This is a genomic window from Bradyrhizobium sp. LA6.1 (assembly GCF_040547805.1).
GTDB lineage: Bacteria > Pseudomonadota > Alphaproteobacteria > Rhizobiales > Xanthobacteraceae > Bradyrhizobium > Bradyrhizobium barranii.
The window spans coordinates 472,135-484,697 of record NZ_JBEPQK010000003.1; the positions used below are offsets into that span (position 1 = coordinate 472,135).

At 63.1% G+C, this 12,563-nt stretch carries 10 protein-coding genes; 7 read left to right on the forward strand and 3 right to left on the reverse strand.

Annotated features, from left to right (window positions below; translation table 11 throughout):
- Positions 1-18 precede the first annotated feature (18 nt).
- Together ABIB99_RS09410 and ABIB99_RS09415 are read right to left on the reverse strand one after the other, a co-directional pair.
- Positions 19-738: a hypothetical protein gene (locus ABIB99_RS09410; protein WP_354175550.1), complete on the reverse strand. Its 720-nt coding sequence runs from the start codon at positions 736-738 to the stop codon at positions 19-21.
- 611 nt (positions 739-1,349) lie between these two features.
- Positions 1,350-1,673 carry a hypothetical protein gene (locus tag ABIB99_RS09415; RefSeq protein WP_354175552.1) on the reverse strand — a complete coding sequence of 108 codons (324 nt, stop codon included), beginning with the start codon at positions 1,671-1,673 and terminating at the stop codon, positions 1,350-1,352.
- 346 nt (positions 1,674-2,019) lie between these two features.
- On the opposite strand from ABIB99_RS09415, the gene ABIB99_RS09420 reads away from it, so the two are divergent.
- Both ABIB99_RS09420 and ABIB99_RS09425 read left to right on the forward strand, forming a co-directional pair.
- Entirely contained in the window at positions 2,020-2,358 is a 339-nt protein-coding gene (locus tag ABIB99_RS09420) for a hypothetical protein (RefSeq protein WP_354175554.1), read from the forward strand.
- Positions 2,355-2,543 carry a hypothetical protein gene (locus tag ABIB99_RS09425; protein WP_354175555.1) on the forward strand — a complete coding sequence of 63 codons (189 nt, stop codon included), beginning with the start codon at positions 2,355-2,357 and terminating at the stop codon, positions 2,541-2,543. The genes ABIB99_RS09420 and ABIB99_RS09425 overlap by 4 nt, the downstream gene beginning before the upstream one ends.
- A gap of 609 nt (positions 2,544-3,152) precedes the next feature.
- Here the strand turns inward: ABIB99_RS09425 and ABIB99_RS09430 are convergent.
- A complete protein-coding gene (locus tag ABIB99_RS09430) occupies positions 3,153-3,437 on the reverse strand; it encodes a hypothetical protein (protein WP_354175557.1) in 285 nt (94 codons plus the stop codon).
- A gap of 940 nt (positions 3,438-4,377) precedes the next feature.
- Between ABIB99_RS09430 and ABIB99_RS09435 the strand changes: the two genes are divergently transcribed.
- The 5 genes from ABIB99_RS09435 to ABIB99_RS09455 all read left to right on the forward strand — a co-directional run bounded on the left by ABIB99_RS09435 (position 4,378) and on the right by ABIB99_RS09455 (position 12,560).
- The gene (locus ABIB99_RS09435; RefSeq protein WP_063983277.1) at positions 4,378-6,483 is read left to right on the forward strand and encodes a tyrosinase family protein; all 2,106 of its coding nucleotides are present in this window, start codon (positions 4,378-4,380) and stop codon (positions 6,481-6,483) included.
- 18 nt (positions 6,484-6,501) lie between these two features.
- Positions 6,502-8,781 (forward strand): LodA/GoxA family CTQ-dependent oxidase, encoded by a 2,280-nt coding sequence (locus tag ABIB99_RS09440; protein ID WP_354096340.1) that lies wholly within the window; start codon positions 6,502-6,504, stop codon positions 8,779-8,781.
- A complete protein-coding gene (locus ABIB99_RS09445; RefSeq protein ID WP_283016475.1) occupies positions 8,778-9,194 on the forward strand; it encodes a hypothetical protein in 417 nt (138 codons plus the stop codon). Before ABIB99_RS09440 ends, ABIB99_RS09445 begins: the two co-directional genes overlap by 4 nt.
- A 92-nt stretch (positions 9,195-9,286) precedes the next feature.
- On the forward strand, positions 9,287-10,342 hold the full coding sequence (locus ABIB99_RS09450) for an NAD(P)/FAD-dependent oxidoreductase (RefSeq protein WP_354099683.1): 1,056 nt from the start codon (positions 9,287-9,289) through the stop codon (positions 10,340-10,342).
- 10 nt (positions 10,343-10,352) lie between these two features.
- Positions 10,353-12,560 carry a multicopper oxidase family protein gene (locus tag ABIB99_RS09455; protein WP_354099682.1) on the forward strand — a complete coding sequence of 736 codons (2,208 nt, stop codon included), beginning with the start codon at positions 10,353-10,355 and terminating at the stop codon, positions 12,558-12,560.
- Positions 12,561-12,563: the final 3 nt, after the last annotated feature.

The window sequence follows — 12,563 nt, forward strand, 5'->3', positions numbered from 1 at the left end:
CCGTGGAGTATGGCGGGCCTACATATCTTGTGCGCGCCATTGATGAACCCAATCAAGCTCAGACTCTGGCAGCACCGTTATCGGCTGACCGCCAAGCCCGGCGAGTGCAAAGAAGTAAATGTGCTGTTCATCTCCGTGCCCGCCGATAAGTCGAACTCTCACTTTGTTCATAGGCATAACTGGATAATTCTTTTCCGGATCTCCCCAAAAAAAGGCCGGGCTGAAGCCGGGATTAGGCGAGTTCACAGCTCTGAACACCAATTGAACCTCTATACGACCTCCTCTGACAATCGCATCCTTCAACTCTTTGATCAGGACGAATTGTGCAGGTTGAAACGACATTCCTAAGCCTAGCATGGGACTGGAAACGTCGAGCACAACTCGCAACCGATCCGTAGTAGTTGCGACGCTTCCGGAAAGTGTCAGTGGAATCTGGGCATCTCCCCATCCGTATTGGATGTTCCTAAGGAAGTCGGCCCGATGTTTTGGCAGAGGGGTGGCGGCACCGTCGGATTTGCGATCGATCGAGGGGGGCGCTGGCTCGGCGAGCGAGGACCCGATCTTTTTTTCATGTTCTGTGAGTCGCCGTTCAAGGATCGCGATTTCGGAGTTTTTGAACCATGTGCCCACGATGTAAGTGATGGCTGCACTGAGCATCGCTAGGCTCGCAAAAACCCAGGGCGCGGAGGAAAGCACGTTCCAGTTCTTGGACAACCATTCGATGGAATCAGCCAGCATGGGTTGAGCTAGCCCTAGCTCAACGTTAGAGGCAACAGATGGGCCGGGCGCAACCCCCAGCTTTCCCTTCCAGCAGTTTGACTCGCTAGGCAGATGTTATTCGTGCGGCGGCTTCACTCGCGCTGCTACTGCTGGCGGTGGATAGTCTCACCGCAGCCATTGACCCGCCGCGACTCAGGAGCTGGGTGGCTTACGTCCAGGCAGCCGCGCTCGGCGCTTCGGCGGCTTCCGCGAAGGCCTTGGTCCTAAGACGCTTGCAATGGCCAAATCGCCGATGAGTTTAGCTTCCGGTGACGGCTGCTTTGGATTCGCCTTTCTCTCTTCCGCCGCCTCGCGTACGGCGACCAGGTGATCATAACCACCAACGCGCGACATGAGACCGGCCAGGCGGGCCTTAGCCTTGATGCTTGGGCCAAGGCGGGCGGCTTCCGATTCGCGGAGATGAGTGAGTATGCGTTCGATGTCCCGGGGCTCGAATTTAAGACGGCTGCCCATCCGGAGATAGAAAGGGACGCCGGCAGCATCGACCGGGTTATCGACAAGCCAATACTTCAACCACTGCTGAGAGACACTTAACTCAGCGGCAGCTTGCTTGATGGTGAGGAGTCCTGTCATCGCGGCGAAGGGCTTGACGAAATTCTGAAGCCATAATGTTGGTCGAAGTAGCCGACGACGGCGGGCCAATATCGCCGATCGCCCCACAGCTTTTGCTTTTTCGGAAAGTCGCCGGGTTTGGCGTCCAGCATGCGCAGGTTCACGCGTGCGATCTTCTCAGGCACGCCAAGGCGCCGGATCAACTCCGCGTCGGTCAGGAACAGCTTGTCTCTCTCGCATTCGAGTGTTTGGGGTGATGGCGACGTCATGGCGATCCTCATAGGGCACCACACGAGGCTGACGCTTTCGACCGGCCTTGGCGAATCCGGATGCGCCGGCATCCCCGCAATCCACCAGCATGAGGACGCGCCGAGGCGCCCCGAAAGGGGATGGATTTTTAACCAAATCAGTGATGGGATGGCTCTGGGTTTGATCACCCTGACCAGAGCTAGGCCGCATTCCCTTGGTCAAGGAACCACTCGTTTGGCGACGAGTGATCGCGGCTGAAATGACGGACGCGCTTGGCGGCGCGGCTCCGACCGGCCTTTTATGGCCGGGGGCGAGCGTGCTGTCCAGAGGGGCAACCCTTAAAAGCGTCTCGACCAGTCGCTCTGGCTGGTGATCAACCCCCGGCTGCCCGGTCTGACACCGCGCACGGCTTTGATCGGCCAAACCCAGAGCACGACCATGAAAACCACCGTAGGAAGGCCAGCGGACTCCGCTGGTGAGCTTTACCGTCGGACAGGCATGCCCCCCGACCAGTTCTTCCAAGCGCTGGGGCGACTCCGCAGGGAGGCCCGGGACGAGATTGAGCGGCTGCTGGCCTTCCTTGACCGCACCGAACCTGATCCGGACATGGAGCCATCACTCGGTAGCCTCGGAGAGTATCATACCGACCAAAGGCGATGGGCAACCGGCGATCGGGGCGACCTCGAGGTGGACGCCGCCGAATCCGGCATCGGCGACCTTGACGGCTTGCTTGAGCAGGTTGGTTCGCAGGACTGGCAGCAAGGAGCGATGGCATGAAGGAAAATTCCTGGCACCGCCGCCACGCCATCCAGCTTGCCAGCCAACTCCCGGAAGGGACTGAGGACGCGATGATCATTCTGCGCCTGATGGCGCGGCTTGTTACTGACTTCCTGGACGCTCCAGAGCCAACACAGAAGCCGGCGCCGGTAGTAGTGCTGATCGGGGGCAACGAATGCGCCTGATTCGCCTCTACATCGGCCGGCTCTGCTTCAAGCTGAGCCTGCCTTGCAGTCGCTGGCAAGAACATCAGTGGGATATGACGACAGAGGCCCGCCGGTTCACGCTGGCGGACTCATGTTACATCAACCTTCAAGCGACCGGTGCCCGCCGGTCTATATCTCTGTTAACTCCCGCCGCCGGCTCACAAGGTCGGCGGACTTTCTTTGGACTTGGGAAATTTACGGGGTCACGCTGGCGGGCCTCTCAAGCCCAAATAAAACTTCGGAACAATTGTTCACTTCGGTACTTAGGAACATCGACACGGCAGGCGGCGGTTCGATGCTCGAAATGGTTTTGATAATGTCAGCGCTCGGGACTGCGCTGATCGGCACCATAATGATCGTATACGAGTGGCGCGCGCTGGTTGGTTACTGGCGCCTCAAGAGGCGCCCGCCGGCAAATTCCACAATGGACGTGCAATAGGCCACCTCAGTTGGCTGGTGGAACCAATTCCCAGGGTCGGCGTTTGGTCCCTCGCTTCTGGCTCAGCCCCTGCGGCCAGAAGACTGGAAATAGCGGCTCCGGTTCCCTAAGACTGGAGCCGTTTTTCATGTGCCTCTGCTGGCGGGAAATTACAGAGGTGACTTTGCGATCGCAAATTGCGGCGGCTTGCCGCTGTCGAAGTCCGGCCGAACCTCGGCGCCGCGATTACCGCAACCCCGGCAGACGAACCGCGGCTCGAGATCGGAGAGCCTCGCGGTGTCAGGCCAGCGGTCCGCATCCAGCGCTACGTGATGACCACAATGGCAATAGACCAGCACGCCGCGCACGCCCATTTGGCGCATCTCGCCAAACGTGATCTTGCGCGGTCGACCGTCACCGTGTGTAGGCGTGTGGCGTCTGGCAGGGCGAGGCATGCCGCCATCGAAAGCCCGCGATGGCAGGAGTCAAATTATCGATTCCTGGGGTCCCGTGGCTCGCTCGAGCTACTGCCGGTCGTGGGTGTGGAAGACTTCGTATCGTCCGTAAACACAATGTCCCATCGTGATGTAGGAAAACTGATGCGATTGTGCGCTACATCTGGGCCGGCTGGAGTGTCCGGTCGGCGCTCGATGCGCCATCTCGCCCAGAGATCGCGCCCAGCAGCTCCGATTGCAATTCCGCCAATCAGCCAAAACAGCGCTGTCATATGTCCGCCCCTAGCTTGGCTGGGCAGCCCGGTTGCTACCGGATTTGCTACCCAACTCATTAGGACGACGCGGGACGGACGGTAACGAAGAGGTGCGGACACTGGGAAATTTCCCAGTATTTCAGCACCAACCGGGACCGGCCATAACAAGCCGGTACCCCGATTCCAGAATTTCAAGACCGGTGCCTTAAACCACTCGGCCACCCTTCCGGACAGAGAATGGTTGTCGCTTAACGCAGTCGACCGCGCAAGGCAACGCGAAGTTGGCGCTTGCGGGGGAAAACCAAGTCCTATGGGGGAACAGGCCGGGAAGGGCGAAGCTCGGCTTCGTCGAGCAGTCGTTCGGCTCGGATTCGCTCACGGTGTGGCTCGGCTTCGTCCCACGACGACTGGAATGCACGCTGCGCTCAATCACGCAGCGTTTGATGACCGGACACGTCCGATGGCCGGCGCTGAGCTTGAGCAACGCACTCGTGCTCGCATCCGCCTCATCCGCACGACGCATGGCCAGATCTGTCGTTTTGATAAAGGTTGTATGAAATAGATCACGCAACCCCGAAAAATATTCGCGCTTGCTTCGACGTTGAAGGTGCGTGTCTACGTGACATCACCCAAAAGTTGTGCTTAGTCTCCGGCGGCCTTCTTCGTCTTGCTGTCCGGGGGCTGGAATGGACACCGAAGCATTGACCGTTGCTTATGCGCGCGTGAAGGCGATCCTGGATGAAGCTGCCGGCGATAGCACCGCTGATTATGGTGGCGCTGGACGGTTTTGGGACAAGGGCGCACAGGCGCTGGAGGCGGCCGAGATCTTCGGCATCAAGATGGTTGCTCCAGTGCCGGAGGGCCACGCCTGCTGCATCCCGCCGCATGCGCGCAGCGACGCGTCCGGATTGATCAAGGGATTGCGCGGTGAAGCACCGTTCGACGGCGGCCGGTTTCCGGCGCTGCCATGGGGCGGCAAGCGCGTCACGCCCGCGGACGTCGACCGCATTGCCGACTGGATCGATGCCGGCTGCCCGGATGATGCGACCAGCGTCGCAGTTGAGCTTGCGCCTGGCAAGCCGGCGAAGACTGCGACGGTGAAGGTGAGCGAGATCGCCGAATTTGCGGTTGCTGCCGACGGCTATTCGCCGGCCGCGGGTGCCGGCGAGCCCCGGCGGCGCATGAACATCGACTGCATGAGCGAGCCGCAGCTCGAACGCCTGCGCCGCGGCTTCCGCCGGCTTTACGATCTCGACCACTGGCCGGAAGACCGGCGCAACTACAACAACCAGGCGCTGATCCATCAGAACCATTGCCAGCACGGCTGGGAGCGTTTCCTGCCCTGGCACCGCGCTTATCTCTACGAGTTCGAACAGAACCTTCAGGACTTCGAGCCCGGGCTGATGCTCCCGTACTGGGACTTCACGATGCCGGAGTACCGGCCGGAGGAGCCGGACAAGGGCCGCATCATTCCGAATTCGATGAAGGCCTATCTCACCGAGGAAGCGGCGGAGACGCTGTTGGCGGCGCTCGACCCGGCGCCGACGGCGGCGCAGAAGAAGGCGATCCTGGCGCTCGCGCATGACCGCGTCACCTTCACCTCACAGCACCGCTTCTTCTGCTACGTCATCAGCAAGATCGGCTATGCGGCCGTCACGCCGGATACTGAGAATGCCAACCGCCAGCGCTTCATCGACGCGCTGCTGCACTCGAACTCGCTCTGGTATCCGCTGCGCTATCCGGCCGAATATCCCAAGGGACAGACTATCAACCAGGCGATCAACTATCATTACCCGTCGGCCGACGACATCGCCCAGATCCTGAGCCTCAACAATTTCCGCGACTTCGGCGGCGGCAGCATCTACGACGCGGCGTTTGGGTTCCTCGACCAGAATCCGCACAACACCATGCACATCTGGACCGGTGGGCAGAATCCGGATGCAGGGCAGGCGACCTATGTCTGCAAAGATGCCCCGACTGCGGCGGCTGCATCGCAATCCGACGCCGAGACCACACGTCTGCGCGCGCTCGCCAAGCGCCGCAACGATGCCGTACAGGTCGGCGGGCGCCGTTTCCACGCGCGCCCGGATCTTTATTCGCAGCCGCGCTCCGGCGACATGTTCAGCAACCTGACGGCCTCCTACGACCCGGTGTTCTGGCCGATCCACGTCAATATCGATCGGATCTGGTGGGAGTGGCAGAAGCTCAATCCGAATGCGCTGCCGGCCGATCTCGATTCCGTGCTGTCGCCGTGGAACTACACCATCCGCGACACGCTCGACATCGCGCCGTTCGGCTACGAATACGTCCGCAGCTCGCATTTCATGCCGGTTGGACTCGAGGCGCCGGTCAGCCGCTTCGTGTCGCAGCCGATCAATGTGCCGCAAGCCGCACGCAGCTTCAAACGCGCGGAGATCCGCCTGCATCAGGTGCCGCAATTGATGCGCTCCTGCTTCGTGCGCGCCTTCCTGAACGAACCCGGGGCCGATGCCTCGACGCCGATCAAGGGCAATCCGCACTACGCCGGCTACATCTCGATCTTCGGACATGGGGCCTGCTACGGCGGTCCCGGCCATTGCGATATCCCGCCGCCGCAGCCGCGGCGCTTCGACCAGCGCGGGCGCAGCCACAACACGCCACGCGTCCATCGCATCGACGTCACGGCCGCCGCGAGGCAGGCGCTCAAGAAGAAGGGCCCGCTGCAGATCACGCTGGTCGTGATCGGCGGCGACTACCAGGAGGAGAGGGAGCTTCTGAAGCTGGAAGGCGTGTCGATCAGTTTCCTGGATTGAGAAAGCGGCGGGGAAGTCATGGCGACGTATCGAATCCATCCGGGCATCGGCATCGCGCGCCTGGGCAACAGCGACAACGAATTCTACCTCGCGCCGGAGACGCCCGCGGCGATGCCGCTCGCCTGCGATAGTTTCGGCAATCCCCTGCACGGCCCCGACGGGGTCACACCCGTTCCGGTCAAGACGTTCAAGGATGCGCAGGGTCGCGTGAAGCGGCAGGCCGCGCGCTTCCAGATCTTCGTCTATGACGATGAGTCCCCGGAAGGCAGGCCGCTGGCGCTCGGCGATGCCGTGGAGGGCGGCGGCAATCATGGTGTGCTCGTCGACATCCAGTGGCGCGTCTATGTCGCCAACAAGAAGGCCTCCTGGTACCCGTTCACCGAGCTCAAGGGCGAGCATGGCTACGCGCCCGGCAGTGCGCGCCGCAACGCCGACATCACCGGCCAGGACCGCGACCTGCTCATCATCGATCCCGGCCCGCGCAGCGTGAACGCGACCACCAACCGGCGCGCGCATTTCGATCGCTCGGGCGGCCCCGGCGGCTATGCCACCACGTTCCCGCCGAGGGGCCTCCAGCCGTTCGACATCGACACGCTGGGCGAAATGATGACCGACAACAAGGGCCGCCTGGTCGTGCTCGGCGGTCACGGCAATTCGGGCATGGACGTCAACGGCAGCTTCGGTCCGAAGATCGAGGACTATGCCAACACCGACGGCTGGTACGACGACATCTCCGATGGGCCGGTGATGGCGCGGCTGATCATGTATTCGAAACAGGTCGGCCAGACCCGCTACATCGACGTCGAGTTTCCGGCCTGGGTCGTGGTTGGCTATCCGCGCTTCGTCCCTGAGATCCTCGACATGATCACGATGGACGAGGTGCTGTACGATCTCTATGTGCGCCAGTTCGCCACCGATACCGGCATCTATGGGACGCTCGGCACCTATGACGATCCGCAGCAGATCCCGTTCCGCGACGAGGCGGCGCTGCGTCACTGGCAGGCCGGCCGTCTTGCCTGGAATCGCAACTACCGGCCGTGGTTCTATCGCGACATCTGGCCGATCCTGTTCCGGCCGGATGAATTCAGGTATCTGAACGATATCCTTCAGCAATCGAACTACCCGCACGATCAGGCGCAGCGCGGCACGTTCGATCCGGACAAATTATCAAAGACCCCGAAACGCGCGACGCGGCCGACGGCGACGGCGACACCGTCGGATGCACCGTTGCGCGATGCCAGTCAGGGCGAAGCGGTCATGGCGGTGGCGGCGGTCGCAGGTCCGACCCACTATTCCAAGGCCGACGATCCCTACGGACCGATGCGCCGCTTCCTGTTCGATCTGTTGCGCCGTGCGGGCGAGGCCAATTCCTTCCAGGTGCAGGACCGGGCATCGTCGCGCGTCCATTCGCTGCCGCTGATGCCATTGCTGTGCGGCGACAATCCGCTGACCAACGAGACGCCGTCGAAGTTCCTTCATCTTACCCAGTACCAGCTCTTCATCCTCGGCCAGTGGGCGCGCGGCTGGTTCATCAACGAGAAGGAGGAGGGCTGGCTACCCGACGGCTATTCACCCTTCGCGCCTTATCCGAAGACACCGCCGAAGACCGGCCGCGAGCTCGACCGCGGCGTGCTCAGCAACGTGCTCGGCGGCGCCTTTTGTCCGGGCGCCGAGCTCGGCTGGGTGATGCGCAACCCTTCGATCTACTGGGCGCCGTATCGCATCAACGCCGATCGCAGCGTCTCGGATTTCCTGCAGAGCGCCGCCCAGGCCAACCAGGACCACGGCACCGTGATTGCCGACCCGACCTTCAACGTCAACTCGCCGCTCAGCCAGGACAACGATTTCGAGACCGGTCTTCAGCCGGGTGACCTCACCAAATATATGGGTCTGCCCTGGCAGTCCGATTTCAACGAGTGCACCACGCAGCCGATCAACATCACCTACGCCGACTGGAACAATCTGTGGCCGGGCAGCGACAATGACGATCGCTTGCGACGCGACGAGAAGACCTGGACCACATTGTGGTGGCCGGCGCATCGGCCGTTGCAGTCGTTCGAGATCGCCTCGGTCTCGAACGGAAAGCCCAATTACGTCTGGACCACTTGGAGCCGCGGCGTCCCGCAGACGCCGGTCGGCGACCTCAAGATGGTCACTGAGTGGTCGCTGCTCGGTTTCATCGTGCGCAATCCCTACGAGCCGGCCGTCAAGCCCGCCGACAGTTATCAAGGGCCCAAATACATCAGCGTCGAGCGAACAACCGGGTCGCGGCCCGATCCCAAAAGCGAGGCATCATGAGCGACAATCCATTCGTCGGACATTGGACCTATCGCAGCCTGCTCAACGATCCCGACGTCAACACGGCCTTCAACAATCTCGAATTCGGCCGCGGCACGATCGAGATCGCGGACGGGCCGATGCAGCTGCTGACCGGCACGATCGGCGGCCCGGGCTGGTCGCTCGCGCTGAAGGGATCGCGCGCCTACGGGGCGCCGATGCAGGTGCGTTTCCAGGGCACCGGCGTCGTCGGCGGCGAGGAATGGATCTACGATTATTGGGGCTCGCTGGTGCCGGCCTGGCCCAATGGCGTCGACCAGCGTCCGGCTATCGTCGGCTCGGTGATCCGGACCATCCCGCACAGCGGCGGCTCGCCCGGCACGGTGGCGCCTGCCGGCGTCGTGGCGTCGTTCTACGCAGTCCGGGCCGACTGACCTTGGCCGCGTTCGACATCATCGTTGCAGGCGCAGGTCCAGCCGGAGCGGCCGCTTCCCGCGCGCTTGCGATGTGCGCGCCAGAGCTTCGGGTGGCCGTGATCGCGCCGTCCGGGCGGCGCGGGCGCGGCGAAGGACGGGGCCCGGGACGAGACCAAGGACGAGGCGAGGTCTTGTCACCGTTGGTCCAGCCGGTGCTGCGGCAGTTGGGTCTGTGGCCGACTTTCCTGGCGCAGGGCTTTGCGCCGTCGCACCGCACGCTCACCTCCTGGGACCAGGCCGGCCTGACGTCGAGCGAATTGCTGCTGGAAGCGCGCGGGCCGTCATGGCGCGTTGATCGAATGGCGTTCGATGGCTGGCTGACGGCGGAGGGTTGCCGCGCGGCCGAGCGCGTCGATGCGAAGGTCTGTCATCTCGCGCGCGAGGCGGACGGCTGGTCGGTCGTTTGCGACGACGGCACCAGCCATTCGGCCCGGCTGATCATCGATGCGACGGGCCGCGCCCGCGCGCTCGCCGATCGCCAGGGGTCGCGGGCGAAAGCGCAGGACCGCCTGATTGCGGCCTATGCCGAGGCGACGACGTCGGGACCGGCGGCACCGGAACTGCTCGTCGAGGCCTTTGAAGACGGCTGGTGGTACACGATGGCACTCGACCAGGGCAGGCGCGCTTTTGCCTGCATGACCGATGCCGATCTCGCGCGTGGCCTCAGGCTGAACACGCCGGACGGCTGGCGCAGAGCTCTCGCCAGGACGCAATTCGTCTCGGCGCTCGCGAGCAAGATCATTCGGCTCGAACCACCCCGCTTGATCCCTGCGGGCAGTCGGTACGCCGCAACGACTGCCGGCTTCCATTTCCTCTGCGCAGGCGATGCCGCGAGCGCTTTTGATCCGATCTCGGGTCATGGCGTGGTCAAGGCCATGCGCTCGGGCGTGTTCGCCGCCTATGCCGCCAGCGATTGCCTCGCGCGCGGTGATGCGGCCGCTCTCGATCGCTACGGCGTGTGGATCGCGCGCGAAGCTGCGGCCTACGCGACGACGCTGAGCGAACACTACGGCAGTGTTTCGCGCTGGTCCGAGCGCCCGTTCTGGCGGCGCCGGCATGCCGACGCGCCTTCACGCAATCCTTCGAGCAGTCTTCTGGAACAGTAGGGCGGACAACATGATGAAGAGCTTCGCGCGAATTGGTCTTGTCGTCGCCGCGCTGGGACCGAGCCTTCCAGCATTCGCGGCGCCGGTTCCCCGTGCTTTCGAACCGCCGCCGACGCTGCCCGGACAGGGCAATGTCGTGGCCCTGGAGGCCGGCGTGGCGCCGGCTGTCGGCGGTTGCCGGCCGCAAGGATCGATCTCGCGCAGCGGCTCGATCGTCTCGGTGGTGCTCAACTTCATGCGCGGCCGCTTCTTCATCAACAACCCGGATCCGACCGATCCGCAACCCGATGGCCTCGACCCCGTCGAGCTGCGCTCCTATGGCGGCTGCAAGTCGGGCCCGGCGATCTTCATCAAGCCCGGCGATACGCTGCGCGTCGACCTGATCAACCAGCTCGCGAAGGACGACCCGAGCTGTTTGCCCAATCCGCCGGAGGGGCTGGGCTTGCCGGCGTTGGTCGGGTGCTTCAACACCACCAACCTACACACGCACGGCCTGCACGTTTCGCCTGCCGGCAACAGCGACAACGTGCTGCTCAACATCGCCCCACAGACGAAGTTTCCGTATGAGATCAACATCCCCAACGACCATCCGGCGGGGACGTTCTGGTATCACGCCCACCGTCATGGCTCGACGGCAGTGCAGGTGGCGAGCGGCGCCTCGGGCGTGCTGGTCGTCAAGGGCGAGCGACCCTATGCGCCACCGTCGCCGCAGAACCCGAAGCCGATTGCCGATATCGACACGGTCCTGCATGACGTCAACGGCGCCCCGTTCAAGGAGCAGCTCTTCCTGTTTCAGCAGATCGCCTATGCCTGCTTCGCCAACCAGCCGAACCAGCCCGGCGGCCCGTGGCAGCAGATCTACACCACGCAGGGACTCTACAACGCCAACAGTCCGGCAAATATCGCCAACGCGCCGTGGACGTGCCCACTGGCGACGTCAGGCAATCCGGTAAGCCCCGGCGTCGTCGAGAACTTTGGCTTGCAACTGGACTCATCGTCGATCTGGGACACCAATGGCCGCTTCACCAGCGTCAATGGCATCGTGCAGCCGACGCTCACCGTGCCGGCGGGCGAGATCCAACGCTGGCGCTTCGTGCATGCCGGCATTCATGACACGATTAACATTCAGCTCGTGCGCGCCACGCCGGTCGGCACAACGAACCTGATCGCGACCTCGGCGCTGAGCGGCAACCGCCAGCAGCAGAAGGCCGATCTTCTGGCCGCCTGCAACGCCTCGACGGGCACACTGATCCCGCAGTTCGAGATCGCATCCGACGGTCTGACCCGGACCAAATTGCGCACCGTGCACGCCTCGCAAGTCGGCGGCGTGCTCGAATCGAACTACATGCAGCCCGGCTATCGGAGCGACGTCCTCGTCGTATTCCCCTCGGACGGGGACTATTGCCTGCTCAACCAGGCGGCGCCGAAGGCTGAGCGCGTGTCCAACGGCAATGGCGGCGGGCAGGGGCCGACGACGCCGCAATTGCTGGCCTATGTCCATGTGCGCGGAGGCCAGCCCGTGACGGGGGACCTGCAGGCCTATGTCGGCAAGGCGCTATACGATGCCAATCCGACGCTGCCGGACGCCGTTCGCACCGGGCTGCGTGACGGCGATCTGCGGCCGTGGGCGCCATTCGAAAACCTTGCGCCGCCGGCTGCGGGCAGCCAGCAGCAGCAGGCGGCCTTCGCGATCAACTTCCCGGCCTTCACGGTCAACAACGCCTCGTACGATCCCGACGTGGTGAACTTCACGCGCGAGGTCAACACCACGGACGATTGGCTGCTGTCCGCGCAAGGCGAGCCGCACATCTTCCATATCCACGTCAATCCGTTCCAGGTGATCGACGTCACCACCACCAACACCAACGGTCAGCAGATATCGATCTACAATCCCGACGGCACCTGCAAAGCTGACATCGTGTATGCCGACAAGCAGCAACTGGCCAACCAGTATTGTGGCATGTGGCACACATTCCGCGACACGATCATCGTCGAGAACAACTATCAGATCCGCGTCAGGACGCGGTACGACCGCTACATCGGCGAGTACGTCCTGCATTGCCACATCCTGGACCACGAGGACGCGGGCATGATGGCCAATATCGCGATCGTTCCCGACCTCAACGCGCCGGGCGGCGGCCTCGGGATGGCGGGGATGCGCCATGCCAAGCAGCCGACGGCGACACCCGCGGCGACGCCCGTAGGCCACAAACATTGATCG

What these genes read in the sequence shown, in the direction of transcription:
- ABIB99_RS09445 (WP_283016475.1), top strand. Translation starts at nt 8,778, where the DNA reads ATGAGCGACAATCCATTCGTCGGACATTGGACCTATCGCAGCCTGCTC.
- ABIB99_RS09420 (WP_354175554.1), top strand. Translation starts at nt 2,020, where the DNA reads ATGAAAACCACCGTAGGAAGGCCAGCGGACTCCGCTGGTGAGCTTTAC.
- ABIB99_RS09410 (WP_354175550.1), bottom strand. Translation starts at nt 738, where the DNA reads ATGCTGGCTGATTCCATCGAATGGTTGTCCAAGAACTGGAACGTGCTT.
- ABIB99_RS09415 (WP_354175552.1), bottom strand. Translation starts at nt 1,673, where the DNA reads ATGCCGGCGCATCCGGATTCGCCAAGGCCGGTCGAAAGCGTCAGCCTC.
- ABIB99_RS09435 (WP_063983277.1), top strand. Translation starts at nt 4,378, where the DNA reads ATGGACACCGAAGCATTGACCGTTGCTTATGCGCGCGTGAAGGCGATC.
- ABIB99_RS09440 (WP_354096340.1), top strand. Translation starts at nt 6,502, where the DNA reads ATGGCGACGTATCGAATCCATCCGGGCATCGGCATCGCGCGCCTGGGC.
- ABIB99_RS09430 (WP_354175557.1), bottom strand. Translation starts at nt 3,437, where the DNA reads ATGCCTCGCCCTGCCAGACGCCACACGCCTACACACGGTGACGGTCGA.
- ABIB99_RS09425 (WP_354175555.1), top strand. Translation starts at nt 2,355, where the DNA reads ATGAAGGAAAATTCCTGGCACCGCCGCCACGCCATCCAGCTTGCCAGC.
- ABIB99_RS09455 (WP_354099682.1), top strand. Translation starts at nt 10,353, where the DNA reads ATGATGAAGAGCTTCGCGCGAATTGGTCTTGTCGTCGCCGCGCTGGGA.